The 17,071-nt window shown below is 58.3% G+C and carries 14 protein-coding genes; 8 read left to right on the top strand and 6 right to left on the bottom strand.

The features are described from left to right. Window positions 1-16 precede the first annotated feature (16 nt). Complete coding sequence (locus tag JYB84_RS07570) at window positions 17-1,072, top strand: GGDEF domain-containing protein (protein ID WP_228289717.1); 1,056 nt, start codon at window positions 17-19, stop codon at window positions 1,070-1,072. Here JYB84_RS07570 and JYB84_RS07565 read toward each other — a convergent pair. Genes JYB84_RS07565 through pdsO form a run of 3 tightly spaced genes read right to left on the bottom strand, consistent with a single transcriptional unit; the run spans window position 1,021 to window position 4,502 of the window. Beyond that, on the bottom strand, window positions 1,021-1,665 hold the full coding sequence (locus tag JYB84_RS07565; RefSeq protein WP_228290913.1) for a class GN sortase: 645 nt from the start codon (window positions 1,663-1,665) through the stop codon (window positions 1,021-1,023). The genes JYB84_RS07570 and JYB84_RS07565 overlap by 52 nt on opposite strands. After that, window positions 1,662-3,704, bottom strand: coding sequence for a marine proteobacterial sortase target protein (locus JYB84_RS07560; protein WP_207322796.1), 2,043 nt, complete (start codon window positions 3,702-3,704; stop codon window positions 1,662-1,664). The genes JYB84_RS07565 and JYB84_RS07560 overlap by 4 nt, the downstream gene beginning before the upstream one ends. 30 nt (window positions 3,705-3,734) lie before the next feature. Next, window positions 3,735-4,502: a sortase-associated OmpA-like protein PdsO gene (gene pdsO, locus JYB84_RS07555; protein WP_207322795.1), complete on the bottom strand. Its 768-nt coding sequence runs from the start codon at window positions 4,500-4,502 to the stop codon at window positions 3,735-3,737. A 238-nt stretch (window positions 4,503-4,740) separates the two neighbouring features. Here pdsO and pdsR point away from each other — a divergent pair, with 238 nt between their 5' ends. The 3 genes from pdsR (at window position 4,741) to JYB84_RS07540 (ending at window position 8,879) form a co-directional block, all read left to right on the top strand. Continuing rightward, window positions 4,741-5,436, top strand: coding sequence for a proteobacterial dedicated sortase system response regulator (gene pdsR, locus JYB84_RS07550; RefSeq protein ID WP_207322794.1), 696 nt, complete (start codon window positions 4,741-4,743; stop codon window positions 5,434-5,436). Then, complete coding sequence (gene pdsS, locus JYB84_RS07545; protein ID WP_207322793.1) at window positions 5,433-7,592, top strand: proteobacterial dedicated sortase system histidine kinase; 2,160 nt, start codon at window positions 5,433-5,435, stop codon at window positions 7,590-7,592. The genes pdsR and pdsS overlap by 4 nt, the downstream gene beginning before the upstream one ends. Before the next feature lie 93 nt (window positions 7,593-7,685). After that, window positions 7,686-8,879, top strand: a complete 1,194-nt coding sequence (locus JYB84_RS07540; RefSeq protein WP_207322792.1) for a cystathionine beta-lyase — start codon at window positions 7,686-7,688, stop codon at window positions 8,877-8,879. Between the two features lie 72 nt (window positions 8,880-8,951). Here JYB84_RS07540 and JYB84_RS07535 read toward each other — a convergent pair whose 3' ends face one another. Together JYB84_RS07535 and yegD are read right to left on the bottom strand one after the other, a co-directional pair. Then, complete coding sequence (locus JYB84_RS07535; protein ID WP_207322791.1) at window positions 8,952-9,440, bottom strand: CreA family protein; 489 nt, start codon at window positions 9,438-9,440, stop codon at window positions 8,952-8,954. 19 nt (window positions 9,441-9,459) lie between these two features. Continuing rightward, complete coding sequence (yegD, locus tag JYB84_RS07530; protein ID WP_207322790.1) at window positions 9,460-10,833, bottom strand: molecular chaperone; 1,374 nt, start codon at window positions 10,831-10,833, stop codon at window positions 9,460-9,462. 256 nt (window positions 10,834-11,089) lie between these two features. On the opposite strand from yegD, the gene ppk1 reads away from it, so the two are divergent. Both ppk1 and JYB84_RS07520 read left to right on the top strand, forming a co-directional pair. Further along, window positions 11,090-13,252 carry a polyphosphate kinase 1 gene (gene ppk1, locus JYB84_RS07525; RefSeq protein WP_228290911.1) on the top strand — a complete coding sequence of 721 codons (2,163 nt, stop codon included), beginning with the start codon at window positions 11,090-11,092 and terminating at the stop codon, window positions 13,250-13,252. A 58-nt stretch (window positions 13,253-13,310) separates the two neighbouring features. Continuing rightward, window positions 13,311-14,765: a Ppx/GppA phosphatase family protein gene (locus JYB84_RS07520; protein ID WP_207323142.1), complete on the top strand. Its 1,455-nt coding sequence runs from the start codon at window positions 13,311-13,313 to the stop codon at window positions 14,763-14,765. A 69-nt stretch (window positions 14,766-14,834) separates the two neighbouring features. Here the strand turns inward: JYB84_RS07520 and trhO are convergent, their stop codons facing one another. Further along, window positions 14,835-15,851, bottom strand: a complete 1,017-nt coding sequence (trhO, locus tag JYB84_RS07515) for an oxygen-dependent tRNA uridine(34) hydroxylase TrhO (protein WP_207322789.1) — start codon at window positions 15,849-15,851, stop codon at window positions 14,835-14,837. 156 nt (window positions 15,852-16,007) lie between these two features. Here trhO and JYB84_RS07510 point away from each other — a divergent pair, with 156 nt between their 5' ends. Both JYB84_RS07510 and JYB84_RS07505 read left to right on the top strand, forming a co-directional pair. Continuing rightward, window positions 16,008-16,736 carry a glutathione S-transferase gene (locus tag JYB84_RS07510; protein ID WP_228290910.1) on the top strand — a complete coding sequence of 243 codons (729 nt, stop codon included), beginning with the start codon at window positions 16,008-16,010 and terminating at the stop codon, window positions 16,734-16,736. A gap of 116 nt (window positions 16,737-16,852) precedes the next feature. Further along, on the top strand, window positions 16,853-17,059 hold the full coding sequence (locus tag JYB84_RS07505) for a hypothetical protein (RefSeq protein ID WP_228290909.1): 207 nt from the start codon (window positions 16,853-16,855) through the stop codon (window positions 17,057-17,059). The last annotated feature ends 12 nt before the right edge of the window (window positions 17,060-17,071 follow it).

Raw genomic sequence — 17,071 nt, 5'->3', positions numbered from 1 at the left:
TGGGATAATCACAACAATGACCGACAGCCACAAGCTGATGGAAGCAGATCAGCAGGCATTGCTGCACACGGCGGCGACTCGCCTCAAGCAGGCTGTGCCGCTGATGCTCAAACACAGGATCCCCACCACCCCCACCAATTACGCGCTCTGGTATACCTATGTCGGTGAGCAACAACCGGCACTCAATGCCGCCATGGACAAGGTATTGGCCGAGCACCGCACCTGCCCTCCCAGCAACAGTGAGCTCCTGTACCGGGAGCACCTGGGTGACAGCATGGCGGTGGATCTTTGTGCCATGCGCCGGAATCTCGATGCCATGGTCACCGAATTGTCCCAGTCCCTGAAAGACACCCACACGGACGCCAACCAATTCCAAAGCCGGATCGACAGCAATTTCAGCAAGTTGGAACAGCTGGAGCGGGAGGAGTTCACCCTCGACAAGATGTTGGAACTGGTGCGCAGCATGGCCAAGGAATCCGATGCCATACGAACCAGCACCAGCTACTTCACCCGCCAACTCAACAAGGCCCAGCAGGAAATCGAAGCCCTGAAGGTGCGTCTGGCCGCCAGCGAGAAGGATATCTTGTTTGATGCGCTCACCGGCTGCCTCAATCGCCGTGCCTTTGATGCCGATTTGCGTGCCACCCTGGAGCAGGCTCCGGAAGGTACTTGCCTGGTGCTGTGCGATATAGACCATTTTAAAATATTCAATGATACCTACGGCCATCAATTGGGCGATCAGGTACTTAAGGCCGTGGCCAAACGCCTGATGGAAGGTTGCCGCGATGGCGCCAAGGTGTATCGCTGCGGCGGTGAAGAATTTGCCATACTGATCCCGGCCCGGGATCAGGCCATCGCCCGCCAGTTGGCGGAGGTGCTGCGCCGGGGCCTGGAAAAGCTCAGCCTCAAGGATCGCAAATCCGGCAATACCATCAACAATGTGACCGCCTCCTTCGGTGTCAGCAGCTGGCGTGAAGGTATGAGCCTGATGGAACTCATAGACGCAGCAGATATTCAGCTCTACGACGCCAAACGACTCGGCCGTAATCGGGTCATGCCGATGGCAGGCTGAGCCGCCGCGTTCGCCCTGGGTTTGGCCATGGGTTTTGCGAACACCAGCAAACGTTTTTCCGAACGGGCCCCCAAGGCATCAAAGGGATAACAGGTCACCAGAGTCAGCCCATCCTCCACTTCGGCCAGTGCCTGGCCATCATGCTCACTCACTATTCTGAGCGCACTGACCTCAAACAACTGTTGCCGGCCGGAAAAGGGCGTCAGCAGCAACTTGTCGCCCACGGCCATTCCACGTAATTGGGCAAAGTGGCTGTCCCTGTGGCCGGCTATCACGCTGTGTCCCGGCGCCCCGGGTCTGGCCGTGCCTTCAAGCCAGGCCGGTCCAAAGGCCAGGTTGCGTCCGCTGGCTCCCGCCAGCACATACAGGGGTTGCTGAGGTAAGCCCCCCTTGAGCAGCTCCAGTCTGGCCACCGGGTAGGTATCGGCCCAATCCCAGGGTTTGTGTGGCTGACCGTCCACCAGGCTCTGCTCAAAGGCCCTGGCAATTAAAAATTGGGCAAACTCTGCTTTGGCCTGCATATAGCCTCCCTTGATAATCAGGATAAGTCCCAGCAGCAGTGCTGCCAGGGACAGTAAACGTCGGGCCTTCATGGTGCCGACGCCAATCGCAAACGTCCCAGCCGGCCAAGACATTCAAAAACCAGCGCCAGCAACAGACACACGCTGCCAAGCAACAACCAAAGTGCACTGCCAAGGGCGGTCTGCGGCATGCCTCCCTGCCAATGGGCGGGTAAGGGTGTCGCCAACTGCACCAGAGGGCCCGGTTGTCCCTGGTTCACGGCTTCCTGGTCGACGGCCACCAGACTGGTGTAGGGGCTCATCAGGTGATATTTGAGCCCCAGAGCCGTGATCTGTTGCCGGGTGCGCTCGCCATTGGCGGCACTGCGGGCCCGTTCCAGGGCGGAGATCTGTGCCTGACCAAAGGCCAGATCCAGCCCTCTTTGGCTCGCGACCGGTATCAAAGGCAGTTGCACCTGCCAGGGCTTTGCCCCAATTCGGCCGCTGACCATGAGGTCGCCATGGCTGGCGGCGGGAAGGCGGAAACTCAGCTGCAAAGGCGTTTCGGCATAGAGATCCGGAATGGCAGCGGGCCAGTGCTCGGGAATGGTGCCGTCTTCAAACTGCACCCGGATATGGCTGAGTCTGGGCTTGGCAATGCGTTCAAGCAGTGCCTGCATGCGTTCGCTGACCTCGGCCGCCTTGCCTATGTAAGTGAAACTGCCCTTGCCCGCCTGAGCCGCCCGCTCCATAAAAAAGCCGTTTGGCGCCGCCCCTATTCCGACAGTAAACAGCCGGCTGTCCCCCAATTGCTCCTCAATCTGGGTAAACAAGGCCTGTTCCTGACCAACGGCACCGTCGGTGATGAAGATCACCTGGCGCACGCGTTCCCCGCTGGCATTGGATGGCAAGGCCGCATTCAGAGCCGCCGCCATTTCCGTGCCGCCCTCTGCTTCCAGGGAGCGGACAAACTTCATCGCCGTTTTGAGATTCTGGGCACTCCAGGGGCGTGATTGTGGCCACAACATGGTCACATCCGAGTTAAAGGCAATCAGGTTAAAGCTGTCAGCGGGTGTCAATTGATTCAGTGCCTCGGCCAAGGCTGCCTTGGCCTGGCTCAGGGATTCCCCTGTCATTGAGCCCGAGGTATCTATCACCAGCACCAACTCCCTAGGCACAGCCAGCGCCAACTCGGTGGCCGGCGGCAGCAAGGAAAGTAAACCATGGAAGTAGCCCTGCTCTTCCCCGCCATAGCTCAGGCCCTGCTGCACCTGCACCGAGGCCTTGGGCGCCTGTTCCAGACCTGGCTGCCAGCGCAGCACAAAATCACGGTTGGCCGCCCAGTCTTCCAGGCGCACCCGGGTACGTTCCTCTGCTTCCCGCTCCACCTGAATTTGATGATAGGGGCTGGTCACAGTGCGAATATCAAAGCCCTCCAGCAGCAGTTCCAAACTGACCCTGGCTTGCCTTGGCATGGCCGAAGCCGACATGGGCACCTGGCCCTGGGCCATTGGCAACAGGGGGCTTAAGTACCTTGGCGTCAGGGTCATGGGAAAGCGCAATTCAAATCCCTGCTGCTCCCAGTTGAGGGTCTGCAGGTAATTAACCCGCACCTTCAGCAAGGCACCGGGCATCAGGTTGGCCACTTCGGTGTGAAACAGATTGGCACTTCTGTGTTCCAGCAGTGCCGCGCGCTGGCCCTGCTGTTTGGCCTGTTCAAATCTGGCCCTCGCGGCCTGTTTTTCCTGGATCTCACCGACTATCTTGCGCGGCCCCAGATCCAGCTCCATACCATCCACCGCCGCGCCCTGGGGCAGGGGAAACTGATACTGCCCCTGAATGGTCTCGCCGGTGAGATTGAGAAACTCCTGCTCCAGCACCACCCGGTTCAGCCAGCCACTGACGTGCATCTGCACCCGGGTGTTAACCGCAATTAGCTGCCTTTTCTGCCCCTGGCTGTCCCGGTATTGCAGCAATCCCATCCCGGGTTCGGCCGCCTCTGTGTGAACCCAGGCCTTACCCGCCTCTTGTTGCCAATCCGCGCCGTTACCCGTGGCGCCCGCGCCTGCGCTGCAGATGAGGGCGACAGCCGCCACCCATCTGCTCAGGCCCTGATATCGCATTGAAATCATCAATTGCTTTCTTCCCTGTCCTGGTCCGGATCACTGGCCGTTGCTGGCCAGGGCTTCCTCGGTTTGGCTTTGCAATTCCTGGCTGCTGAGGCGCAGACTCACCCTGCGGTCAAAGAAGTCCTCTTCCAGACCGGACGCCTGTGCCAGCGGCGCACTGGCACCCAAAGCCTTACCCTGCAGCCTGTCTTCGGCCACGCCCTTGCTCACCAGGTAAGATCTGACCTCAGCCAGGCGCTGCTCCGACAGGGCCTGGTTGTAATCCGCATCACCGCGGCGGTCGGCAAAGGCCTTGAGGTCGAGCCTGAGTTCGGGATCCTGGGTCATGGCAAAGGCCACATCATCAAGCTGAGCCTTGAAATGGGGTTCGATAGCGGAAGATCCGGTTTTGAATTGCACATTAAGGCCCAAAGACAGCTCCTGCAGCCGGGACTCGCGGCTCTGCTTCAATTCATTGAGCTGACGTTGCACCCTGGCGTATTCACCGGAGAGGTTTTCCAGGCTTTCCTTGGTTCTGCGCAGGCTGGTCAAATCTTCCTCCTGCCGTGCCAGGCGCGCCTCCTGGGCCTTGAGTTGATCCTCATCGGCCACCGATTTGCCAATGATGCCGCCGGTGAATGCACCTATGATGGCACCCACGGGACCACCGACTGCGGCCCCCAGCAGGATCCCCGAACCCAGACCTATCAATTCTTCCTTGTGTTCGCGGGGCGTGGTGGCTTCGGTCGAGGTCTCAGCGGCCAGGGCAGAGTGACCAAACAGGGTCAGGGAAACAATGCCGGCGATGATTGTGTGTTTCATGATGTCATTCCTTTTGAGTGGTGTTGGCGGGAGGACGACCTGCCCTCCTGTCGATGACTCAATTAAACCCAAGCGGAATGGCAACTTAGCGGAGCAAAAATGGCACTTCGGCTATCAATTGTGGCAACAAAATGGCAATTGGCCTCCGGCCCTTTTCTTGACGGCCAATTGCGGTATAGTCAGCCCAGCAGAAAGGACACCACCGCAACTTGAGTTGCGACAGCAATAGAAAGAACCAATGAAAAGAATTGCCATAGTGGAAGACGAGGCCGCCATCCGCGAAAACTACAAGGATGTGTTGCAGGCCCAGGGATATCAGGTACAGACCTACGCCAACCGCCCGGCGGCGCTCAAGGCGTTTCAGGTTCGCTTGCCGGATCTGGCCATCATAGACATAGGCCTGGAGGATGAAATCGACGGCGGTTTTGCCCTGTGCCAGGCGCTGCGGGCCATGTCGGCCACTGTGCCCATCTTGTTTCTCACCGCCCGCGACAGCGACTTTGATACAGTCTGCGGTTTGCGCCTGGGGGCCGATGACTACCTGAGCAAGGAAGTGAGCTTCCCGCACCTGTTGGCTCGTCTCGCCGCCCTGTTTCGCCGCTGCGAATCGCTGCAAAACAATGGCACTGTCACCCAATTGCTGGAGCGGGGTCCTTTGACCATAGACGCCAACCGCATTCAGGCCTATTGGCAGCAACAGGCCATAGAGCTGACGGTCACCGAATTCTGGATGGTACATGCCCTGGCCAAGCATCCGGGGCACGTCAAAAGCCGCAATGAACTGATGCAGGAAGCCAAGATCTTTGTCGATGACAGCACAATCACCAGCCATGTGAAGCGGATCCGCAAGAAGTTTCTCGCGGTTGACCCGGCCTTCGACTGCATAGATACAGTCTATGGCATGGGCTATCGCTGGGACAGCCAGAAACCATGACGGCCCTGCCCTTTGGCCTGCGCACCAAGGTCATACTCCTGTCCACTTTCCTGCTGTGCCTGCCCTGGCTTGGCTATGAATACGTGTGGGAAATGGAAAAATACCTGCGCCACGGTCAGGAGCGCACCCTTGAAGGCACAACCCAGGCCCTGGCCACCGCCCTCCATGAAAGGCCCAAGCTGTTTGACAGCCAGGCCAGCTACCGCAGCCAACTGGAAAAGGGCCGGGATCTGTACGCCTATCCCCTGTCCTCGCCAATCCAACTCGACGGTAAGCTGGGCGACTGGGACGAATACCGCCACCATATGCTCAACTATGGCAAGGACCAGCGCCTGAGCGGCCAGGACAGCGACAGTCATCTCAGCTTCAACCACATGGTGGGTAAATACGGTGACTACCTGTACGCCTTTTTCGAGGTGACCGACCCCTTTCCCGTGATGCGCGGCCGCAACAGCCTGGCCATAGACAGAAACGACTCTCTCGCCATAGCCACCCTGGATCCTGCCGGGGTATTTCGCCGCTATCTGGTGGCCAATATCCGCGATGGCTGGATAAGCGCCTTTGCCCTGCCGGACGATACAAGCAAACGCACCCCGGTTGAGCCTGAGCTCCGAATTCAGGGCCAGTGGCAGCGCACCGAGCAGGGCTACAATATCGAGCTCAGGATCCCGCTGGAGATGCTCGGCAGCAAGCTGAGTTTCGCCATCAACGATGTCAACGACAAGCGAACCCGCCAACCGGTGGCCAGTGTCGGCACCTCGGCCACCGACGATGCCGGCGAGCTGGGCACGGTATTGGTGCCATCTCCGGAAATAGAAAACATTATCAAAGGCATGGGCCATAACAGTGCTCGTATCTGGGTGGTGGACCGTCACGGCCGGGTACTGGCCCGCTCCGGCGACATTCACTCGGACAACAATGTCTGGACCCGGGCGGTGGAAAACGAGGTGCCAGATGGCAGCTTTGATGCCTGGGTGCGCCGCTATCTCTATCCACTTTATTACCGCATTCTTACCCGGCCCCCCAAGGACTTCGTCGATGGACTCAAGGACAGCACAGAGCTGGCCGGCAGCCACATTCAAACGGCGTTGACCGGCAGCCCGGGCAGCACCTGGCGCCTGACTCCCGACAACAAGGCCGTGGTACTGGCCGCCGCCAGCCCCATCTGGATTGACAATCAGGTGATGGGCGCCGTTGTGGCCGAAGAAACCACCCACGGCATTCGCACCCTGAGAAACCGGGCATTGGAAAAGCTGTTCAACGTGATCCTCACCGTCATGAGCATGGGTACACTGGCACTGTTTTTCTTTGCCTCCAGCATATCCAGCCGGATCCGGCGCCTGCGGGATCAGGCGGAGCAGGCCATCGACAGCCAGGGCCGGGTACGCCAGGGACTGCAGCCCTCCAAGGTCCGCGATGAAATTGGCGATCTGTCCCGCAGCTTTGCCAGCATAGTCAGTCGTCTCGGCCAATATAACCACTACCTGGAAAACATGTCCTCCCGCCTAGGCCATGAACTGCGCACCCCTGTGGCGGTGGTGCGCAGCTCCCTGGAACATCTGGCCTTGATGGGCCTGGGGGATGACAAGCAAAAGTACCTCGACCGCGCCCAGGAAGGCGTCAGCCGCTTAAGCCTTATCCTCGCCAACATGAGCGAGGCCACCCGCATGGAAGAAAGCCTGAAGCAGGCCGAGAAGCAGGATTTCGTGCTCAATCAGGTGATCGGTGGCTGCGTCCAGGGATACCAGCTGACCTACCCTGAGCAGCGCTTTGCCCTGGAACTCCCTGGCGAGCCACTGATCATCAAGGGCGTACCCGAGTATCTGGCCCAGTTGCTGGACAAGTTGGTGAGCAATGCCCTGGAATTCTGTCACCCGGACACGGAAATTCGCATCAGCCTCAGCGCCCATGGCAAGCAGGCGAAACTCAAGGTCAGCAACCAGGGCCCCTTGCTTCCCAAGGACATGGGTGAGCAAATCTTCGACTCCATGGTGTCGGTACGCCCGGAAGGCGTCAAGGGTAAACCCCACCTGGGCCTGGGGCTGTATATCGCGCGCCTTATCAGCGACTTCCATCAGGGTGAGATTCAGGCCCACAATCTTGAAGATGACAGCGGCGTCGAGCTGACCCTGGCATTGCCGCTCAGCCCGGCCTGATGCTGAACATGATTCAGCTTGGTGCCTGCGGTCTTTATTCCCTGCTGCCGAATGATAAGATGAAGCCCTAAACAGCGACAGGAACAGTCACAGATGTCAGACAAGCCCATGAAAACCGCCACCAAAATCGTCAGTCTCGGCCGCGACAAAAAATACAGCATGGGGGTGATTAACCCCCCCGTGTTCCGCGCATCTACCATAGTCTTCGATTCCATGGAGCAGATGCGCCACGCGGCCAGGCACAAACATAATGGCGAAATGTTTTATGGCCGTCGCGGCACCCCCACACACTTCAGCTTCCAGGCCGCCATTGCCGAGTTGGAAGGCGGCGTGGGCACGGCCCTGTATCCCAGTGGCGCCGCCGCCATCAGTGCCGCCCTGCTCTCTTTCCTTAAGGCCGGGGATCATCTGCTGATGGTGGACAGCGTTTATGAACCCACCCGGGATCTGTGCGACAAGGTGCTCAAGGGCTACGGCATAGAAACCAGCTATTACGATCCCCTGATAGGTGCAGGCATAGCCGAGCTTATCCGCCCCAATACCAAGGTGCTGTTCCTGGAATCCCCGGGTTCCATCACCATGGAAGTGCAGGATGTGCCCACCCTGGCGCGCATTGCCCAGGAGCACGGCCTGACCGTGATGCTGGACAATACATGGGCATCGCCCATCAATTGCCGGCCGTTCGAGATGGGGGTGGATATTTCCATCCAGGCCGCCACCAAGTACATAGTGGGTCATTCGGACGTGATGATGGGCACTGCCACGGCCAACGCCGGTCACTGGGATCAATTGCGCGAGCACAGCTACCTGCTGGGCCAGACCACCTCCCCCGATGACGTCTACCTGGCGGCCAGAGGACTGAGAACCTTAGGGATCCGATTGGCACAGCAGGATAAAAACGCCCGCACTATTGCCGACTGGTTGCTGACCCGTCCCGAGCTCGACCACCTGCGCCACCCGGCCTATCCCAGCTGTCCCGGCCATGAATTTTTCGAGCGCGATTTCAGTGGCGGCAACGGCCTGTTTTCCTTCGTGCTCAAGGATGGCAGCAACGCAGCGCTGGAAGCCTTTGTGGAAGGCATGGAGCACTTTAAGATGGGCTTCTCCTGGGGCGGCTATGAAAGCCTCATTCTCGCCATCACGGGCATAGACAGGATCCGCAGCGCCACCCGTTGGGACAGCAGCAAACCTTTGATCCGCCTGCACATAGGCCTGGAAGATCCCGAAGATTTAATTGCCGATCTGACCGCAGCCTTCGAGCGCTATAATGCCGTCATGGGCCGCTAAGTTCATTGCCCTGAAAGCGTTAAAAAACCTCGCCAAGGCGAGGTTTTTTATTAACAGCAAATGGCTTTCCCACTAGTCTGGCTTGCCGGTTGCCCGCCAGGCGTCTGTGCCGTATAGAGGTACGCTCGACAAAGCATGCTTGTGGCTGCCGGAGGTTTCCTTGGTGGAATAGGACAGGTACAGCAGGGTCTGGGACTCGGCATCAAAAATCCGCCTCACCTTGAGGGACTTAAACAAGATACTCAGGGAGGCACTGAACACCAGCTCGCCATCCTTGCCCTTGTCGATGGCGGCAATTTCGGCGGCATGTATGGGGCCGGTCTGACGGCAGGCTATGCTCATGTCCGAGGGATCGGCCAGGGACAAATCCGCTTCCACCCGACTGATATGGCAGGTGACGCCAGGGATCTTCGGGTCCTGGCGCGCCTCAATCACCAAATCCTTGGTGGTAAACAGTCCCAGGCTCACCTTGCCGACATCATCGCCGCAGCCGCTAAGCAATAAGATACTGGGCAACAAGACACTGGGCAGCAGGCTGGCAATCCATAATCCTTTTCTCATATCCGCTCCTTAAATTTACTCACTTTCTGTTCAGTGCAGCGGCGGCGCGGGCCAATCCCGCCGTCACCGATCCGAAATGGTCGCCACTGACCACGGGCACACCGGGATAGACCTGGCCAATGCGCTCGGCCACCGCCTGACAGCGACTGCTGCCGCCGGTCACGTAGACTATGTCCGGCGCTGCGCCGGCATTTTGTTCTGCACTGTTTTGAACTGCACTGTGCATCAGGGCAGCGATCTTCTCAAGCTGGGGACCTATGGCATTGTTAAAGTCCAAGCGCCCTATCTCCAGTTCTTCCTCGCCGTTCGGCAGTCCGGTGCGGGTGCTGTCAGCCTCACCCAGGGCCACCTTGACGGCTTCGGCAAGCCGCACCAGATGGAAGTTTTGTTGGCGACTGCGCAGCCGTTCAAACCGGGTCAGCAACTCGGGCTGACTGGCGTCTTTTTTCAATTCTTTAATCAGATTACCCGTAGCCAGCGCGGCGAAGTCCCGCTGGGCACTGACATCATTGACCGCCACCGCCTGCCAGAAGGGCTGGCTCGGCATGGGCTTACCCGTCACCAGGCTTGAACCCAGACCGAAACTCGGCATAAAGGCCTGCATAGCCAACGCAATATCAAGGTCGTTGCCGCCGATGCGCTGGCCGCTGTGGCCCAGGCAATCCTGGCTGCGATCCTTTGCCAACTTGTGGCTCGGACCCATACGTACCAGAGAACAGTCGGTGGTGCCGCCGCCCACATCCACCACCAGCACGGTGGCATCGGCCTCCAGCCTGGCCTCAAAGTCAAAACCGGCGGCCAGGGGTTCATAGAGAAAACTCACCTCTTCCAGGCCGGCACGGGCGGCAGCCAGACGCAGAATCGACTCCGCCTGGCGGTTGCTGTCTTCACCGCCTATGCCCTGAAAGTTCACCGGCCGGCCAATCACCGCACCGCGGATGGCCGAGCCCAAAACCCGTTCGGCCCGGGCTTTGATTTCCTGCATCATCAGGGTGACTATGTCCTCAAACAGGGCCTGCTGCTCGGGTCTTAAACCCACTGCGCCAAGAAAGGATTTTGGCGAACGGACATAAAATCCTTCACCGGGAAATTCCAGATAGTGTTCTATGGCCGCCCTACCGACGAACACAGTTTGCTCATTGGGAGCGAGATCCCAGTCACGGCGCGCCTTGGCGGCGCGGCTGAGTTCGGCAGCCCGGGCATGGCGATACCCAGACGCCAGGTCCTCCGGCAGACGGGCCAGCACAGCTTCGGCGATAAGGGCACTGTCATAACTGTAGAGGGTTGAGCTCAGATAGCTGTCATCGCCATCCAGAGGCAACAGGGACACGCTGTCACCGTTGAACAGCCCCACGGCGCAGTTGGCACTGCCGTAATCAAAGCCTATGTACATCTTTCCCTCACCCGCCAATAAAAAAGCCGCTGACATTAGCACATTGTTGCCCCCGGAGCCACATCCGCAGGCAGCGTGCGAAATATGCTGCCCAAGCCCTGTCACGCAAGTGCAACAAAAGTGTCGTATTTTGGCCGCCAGCGGCTCTATTGCCCATTAAAAAACAACAGCTTCAACAGCGGCAGAGATTGTGGAAATTATGCCAAATGCTATTGTAGTGCCAAGCCAGCGCTCTCGAAAATAAGGAGTATTCCGAGTGTCCCCCAATACCGACAAGATGTATATCGACAAGGAATTGTCCTGGCTGTCTTTTAACGAACGGGTGTTGCAGGAAGCCTGCGATCCTGAGGTGCCCCTGGTGGAGCGGGTGCGTTTTCTGGGGATCTTCTCCAGCAACATGGACGAATTTTTCCGGGTGAGGGTCGCGGCAGTGCGTCGCGGTATCCTGCTGTCTACCCTGCAGGATGGCCACAACAACAGTCGTCACCTGATGGCCAAGATCCAGACCCGGGTACTGTCGCTGCAGGAGCGCTTCGATGCCATCTATGCCGAGTTGCTGCGGGAGCTGGTGCGCCGCAATGTATTGCTGATCAATGAACACCAACTGAGCGAGTTCCACAGCCAGTGGCTCAAGGTGCATTTTCGCGATCATCTCAAGCGCCATATTGCCCCCCTTATTGTCAGCAACCACAGGGATCTGCTCAAACACATCAATGACAACGCCACTTATCTTGCGGTATGCCTGCACAGCAAGGAGCGACGTCAGTACGCCCTGGTGGAAGTGCCCACCAAAAACGTGCCGCGTTTTATCGAGTTGCCCGCCGAACGCTCCAAGGTCAAAAAGCACCTGATCCTGCTGGACAATATTATCCGCCACTGCGTTGATGAGCTGTTCGGGCCCTTCTTCAGCTACGAGTCCATCGAAGCCTATTCGATGAAGCTGACCCGGGACGCGGATTTCGATATCACCTACGAACTGGATCAGGGCCAGCTGGAAAAAATGACCCGCGGCCTGAAAAAACGCCTGACCGCCGAACCCGTGCGCCTGGTGTATGACCGCGACATGCCCGAGCACATGCTGACCATGCTCAAGGATCAGCTGGGGATCAGCTCCACCGAATGCCTGGTTCCCGGCGGCCGCTACCACAGCTTCAAGGATTTCATTAACTTCCCCAACCCCGGGCGCAAGTATTTGGTCAACGACAAGCTGGCGGCCCTCGACAGCGCCGGTTTCAGTCACAGTGCCAACAGCTTCGAGGCCATAGCCCGCGGCGATATCATGCTCAACTACCCGTACCACAAGTTTTCCCACTTTACCGAGTTGGTACGCCAGGCCGCCTACGATCCCGCGGTGCGCTTTATCAAAATCAGCCTCTACCGGGTGGCGAAAAAGTCCCGGGTGATGAATTCCCTGATAGACGCGGTGAAAAACGGCAAGCAGGTAACGGCGGTTATCGAGCTCAGAGCCCGCTTCGATGAAGAACACAATATTGAATGGACCCGGATCCTGGCGGAAGCCGGCGTGCGGGTTCACCACGGCATCGAAAGCCTGAAGGTCCACTCCAAGCTGTGCCTGATAGGCCGGGAGGAGCACGGTGCAACCAGGCTCTACTGCCACATAGGCTCGGGTAACTTCAACGAAGGCACCGCCAGGGTCTATACCGACCTGTCACTGTTTACCGCCAACCAGGAAATTGCCCGTGAAGTGGAGCAGGTATTTGATCTGATTGAACATCCCTATAGGCGGGATAACTTTCAGCACCTGATAGTTTCCCCCTATGATGCCCGGCAGAAACTCTGTGGCCTGATAGAGCAGGAAACCCTCAATGCCCGCAGCGGCATCAAGGCCGCCATTACCCTCAAGCTCAATAATCTGGTGGACGAGCAGCTGATCTCCCGCCTCTATGACGCCTCCATGGCGGGGGTAAAAATCAAGCTGCTTATCCGCGGCATGTGTTCCCTGGTGCCGCAGATCCCGGGGATCAGCGACAACATTGAGGTCTACAGCATAGTGGACCGCTTCCTGGAGCATTCGCGGGTGATGCTGTTCCACGCCGGCGGCGAGAACAAGCTTTATCTGTGCTCCGCCGATTGGATGAGCCGCAATATCGACAGCCGTATCGAGGTCAGCACCCCGGTCTATGATGACAGGCTCAAGCAAATGGTGATGGACCTGCTGTCGCTGCAATTTTCAGACAATACCAAGGCCAGAATCATCAACAAGGAGCAGAGCAATCCCTACCGGCCAAGGGGCAACCGCCGCAAGGTCCGCTCCCAATTGGCGATACATCACTATCTGACCCAATTCGAGCGCCAGCAGCAGGCACGCCTGCTGGCGGAAGATGCCGAGGCCGAGGCGCTGGCTCTGGCGCAGGCCCGGGAAAGCGCCGATAATGGCGTGCCTTTTTTGACAGAATAAGCTTGTGAAGGATAAGCGCTTGCCACACGCACAACCCCGCCACTTTGTGGCCGTAGACATGGGCTCCAACAGTTTTCACCTGGTCATTGCCCGGGAACAGGACGGTAGCCTGCAGATCCTGCACAAGGAAAAACAACAGGTGCAACTGGCCCAGGGCCTGTCCCCCGACGGCATCCTGTCCAACGACGCCATGGAGCGGGGCCTCAACTGCCTGCGGGATTTCAGTCAGCGCTTTTCCAACCTGTGTGAAACCCAGGTGCGTCTGGTGGCGACCCATACCCTGAGGGTCGCCAGAAACCGCGACGCCTTTGTCAGCGCGGCCCTGAAAATCATCCCCTATCCCATAGAGATCATCCCCGGCCATGAAGAGGCGCGGTTGATTTACAGCGGCATAGCCCAGTCCCAGGTGCTGGGCAAACGCAATCTGGTGATAGACATAGGCGGTGGCTCCACCGAGGTGGTGATAGGCGAGAAAAACCAGCCCATGCAGCTCTCCAGTTTGCGCTGCGGTTGTGTCAGCTATAACGAACGTTTCTTTGCCGATGGCCAGCTGACCCTGGCGGCCTTCCGCGCGGCCCAAAGTGCCGCCGACAAACAATTTGCCTCCCTGTCCAAGGAATACTTCAGCGGCAACTGGGAGATGGTGCTCGGCAGCTCGGGCTCGGTGAAAGCCATTTGCGAGGCCCTGGCCGAACTCTACGGCGATGAGACGGTCACCCTGTCCCGGCTCAAGGAGCTCAAGCTCAGACTGGTGCAATGGGGTGAAATAAGCCAGGTGCAACTTGCCAATGTGGAAGCCCGCCGTGTGCCTCTGGTACCAGCGGGTCTGGCGATTTTAATCAGCTTCTTCCGCCGCCTCGGTATAGGGCGGTTGGACTTTACCCAGGGGGCGCTGCGCGAGGGGGTGCTCTACGAACTGGCGGGCATTGGCCAATATCAGGATATACGCCAGCGCACGGTGGAAAGCATTGCCCAGCTGTACCACGTGGATCAGCAGCATGCGGCCAAGGTTCGCGATACCGTCATGGCCCAGTTTGAGCAGGTGGCAGATGACTGGCAGCTCAGACCCCATGCCAGACTGCTGTCCTATGCGGCCAGCCTCCATGAGATTGGCATTCACATCAATTCCCGCGGTCACCACAAACACGGTGCCTACATCATAGCCCACAGCGATCTGCCGGGCTTCAGCCAGGATTTGCAGCGGGATCTGGCCCTGCTGATAGCCAATCATCGCAAGAAACCGGATCTGGAAGCCATAGGCGCCCTGGAGCAGGGGCACAGGTTGGCCATGGTCAGGCTGCTGGCGCTGCTGCGTCTTGGGGTACTGACCCATCTGGGCCGCATCGCCCCGCCGCTGACGCTCAAATGCTCGGCCATCGACGGCGAGCAACTGCTGGTGCGCCCTCAGAAAGGCACCAAGTTCAATCTGCTGCTCAAGGATCTGCAGCGGGAACAGAAGCGGCTCGCGCCACTGGGACTCAAGCTGGAACTGGAGGGTATGGACAGGCCGTAACGCTATCCGTATCAAACCGGGAGACACAAAAAAGGCCGTTCATTGAACGGCCTTGTTACTGCTGTCGCCTTAAGAAGCGTTTTTCTCGGCCTGGGCCTTGCGCTCCAGTTCCTTGGCTTCCCGGCGGGCACGAATGATGTCGTTCACATCGCTGCCAATGTGGGCCTCGCGGCGCTCCCTGGCCAACTGCACCTGACGCTCGCGCTCCTCAAAGCGGCGACGCTGCTTGTCGCTGTGACTGTCGATGCAGTGCAGGCAACTTATCCCCTGCACATAGGAGGGCAACAACTTGTCTTCGGCGGTGATGGGCATACGGCAGGCGTTGCACTGATCGTACTGACCTTTTTCCAGCTGGTGATTGACCGCCACCCGGTTATCAAACACAAAGCATTCGCCCTGCCACAGGCTCTGCTCCTGGGGGACTTCCTCCAGGTACTTGAGAATGCCGCCCTCCAGGTGATACACCTCGTCAAAGCCCTGTTCCTTAAGGAATGCGGTGGACTTTTCACAGCGAATTCCACCGGTGCAGAACATGGCCACCTTCTTGTGACGGGCCGGATCCAGGTTTTGCTTCACATACTCAGGAAACTCACGGAAGGTCTCGGTCTTGGGGTTAAGCGCATTTTTGAAGGTGCCAATCTGCACTTCATAGTCATTGCGGGTATCCACCAGCAGGACTTCGGGATCGGAGATCAGCGCGTTCCAGTCGGCGGGTTTGACATAGGTGCCCACCACCTTGAGTGGATCTATGCCTTCCACGCCCATGGTCACTATCTCTTTCTTGAGCTTGACCTTGGTGCGGTAGAACGGCATCTCGCTGTCGAAGGACAACTTGAACACCAGGTTGTCGAGTCCGGGCTGGGATTGCAGAAACGCCAGCATGGCGTCAATGCCGGTGCGGCTGCCGGCCACAGTGCCATTGATGCCCTCGGCAGCGAGCAGCAGGGTGCCGCGGATGCCGTTATCCAGCAAGACTTTTTCCAGCGGCGCCTTGAGCTGTTCATACTCGGGCAGGGATACAAACTTGTACAGGGCACACACCACTATTGCTGGGGTGGATGCCTCTTGATTGGAATTGGGTAACATAAAAATCTCTCTTTGCTGTCCGAAGCTCAATCTCCGGCGCAATTACGCCACAGCACCATGCAGCAGCGGGCGCGCATTCTACCCCAGACTTCTCCCCACAAACACAGACAGCTTGTAGGGCTTTAGCATCCGCTAATCCTGGAAAGCCGTCACGCCATGCGTGTCACCCATGGCAATCACAGGCCGCCGGCGCTAGACTGGCGCCACCGCTTGTCTCAGTCATTATTGCCCATGCCCCAAGCCCTGCTCTACTCCTTTCGCCGTTGTCCCTACGCCATGCGGGCCCGCGCCGCCATAGCCTCGGCGGGTATTGAGGTGCGCCTGCGAGAGGTGATGCTGAAACGTAAGCCCACACAGCTGCTGGCCATCAATCCCAAAGGCACAGTGCCCGTGCTGCAACTTGAAGACGAGGTGCTGACCGAAAGCCTGGATATCATGGTATGGGCCCTGAGGCAGAGGGACCCACATCATTTGTTTGTCAAAGACCAAGAGCCACAACTGCAACTTATCAGGCAAATGGACAAGGAATTCAAACCCTGGCTCGACAAATACAAGTATGCCGATCGCTATCCACAGCACGGTGCAGACCATTACCGCAGCCAATGCCTGGAATTTCTAGCGCCGCTGGAGCTCAGACTGGCAAAGCAGGCCTTTCTCTATGGTCCGACCCCTTCAATGGCGGACCTGGCCGTGTTTCCCTTTGTGCGTCAGTTTGCTATGGTGGACAACAACTGGTTCGAGGCCGCCCTGTCCGGTTTGGCTGCCTGGCTGACAAGCTGGCTCCAAGGGCCGCTGTTCAGCGCCATCATGACCCAGTACGTTGAGTTTGCCGACGGCGGCGCCGAACACAGTTTCGGCGACTGCCAATTGTGCCGGCTTGTCTGAATCAGTCACAGGACTGGATTTACCGCCGACATTTGCGGTCAAAGGTCTGCTGAGCCTATACTCGGCCCCCAAGGGAACACATCGGCAGGATAGCCGGTGATGAAATGGATAACATTATGGAAAATATGGAAATTGCAATAGCACTTATGATGGTGCTGCTGGCCAGCTTACATACGTTTTTCGCCATCAAGGCTTTTAAGGCCGTTGTCGATATCAGCCCGGGGCGCAAACGTCTCTGGTGTCTGCTGAGCCTGATTTTCGGCCCCGCCGGTTACTACTTCTACCAGGGCCTCATCCCCTGCGACATGATACACGAAGATTAAATTATTGAGCCG

The organism is Shewanella cyperi, assembly GCF_017354985.1.
Lineage (GTDB): Bacteria > Pseudomonadota > Gammaproteobacteria > Enterobacterales > Shewanellaceae > Shewanella > Shewanella cyperi.
This window is presented reverse-complemented; position numbering and strand designations above follow the sequence as displayed.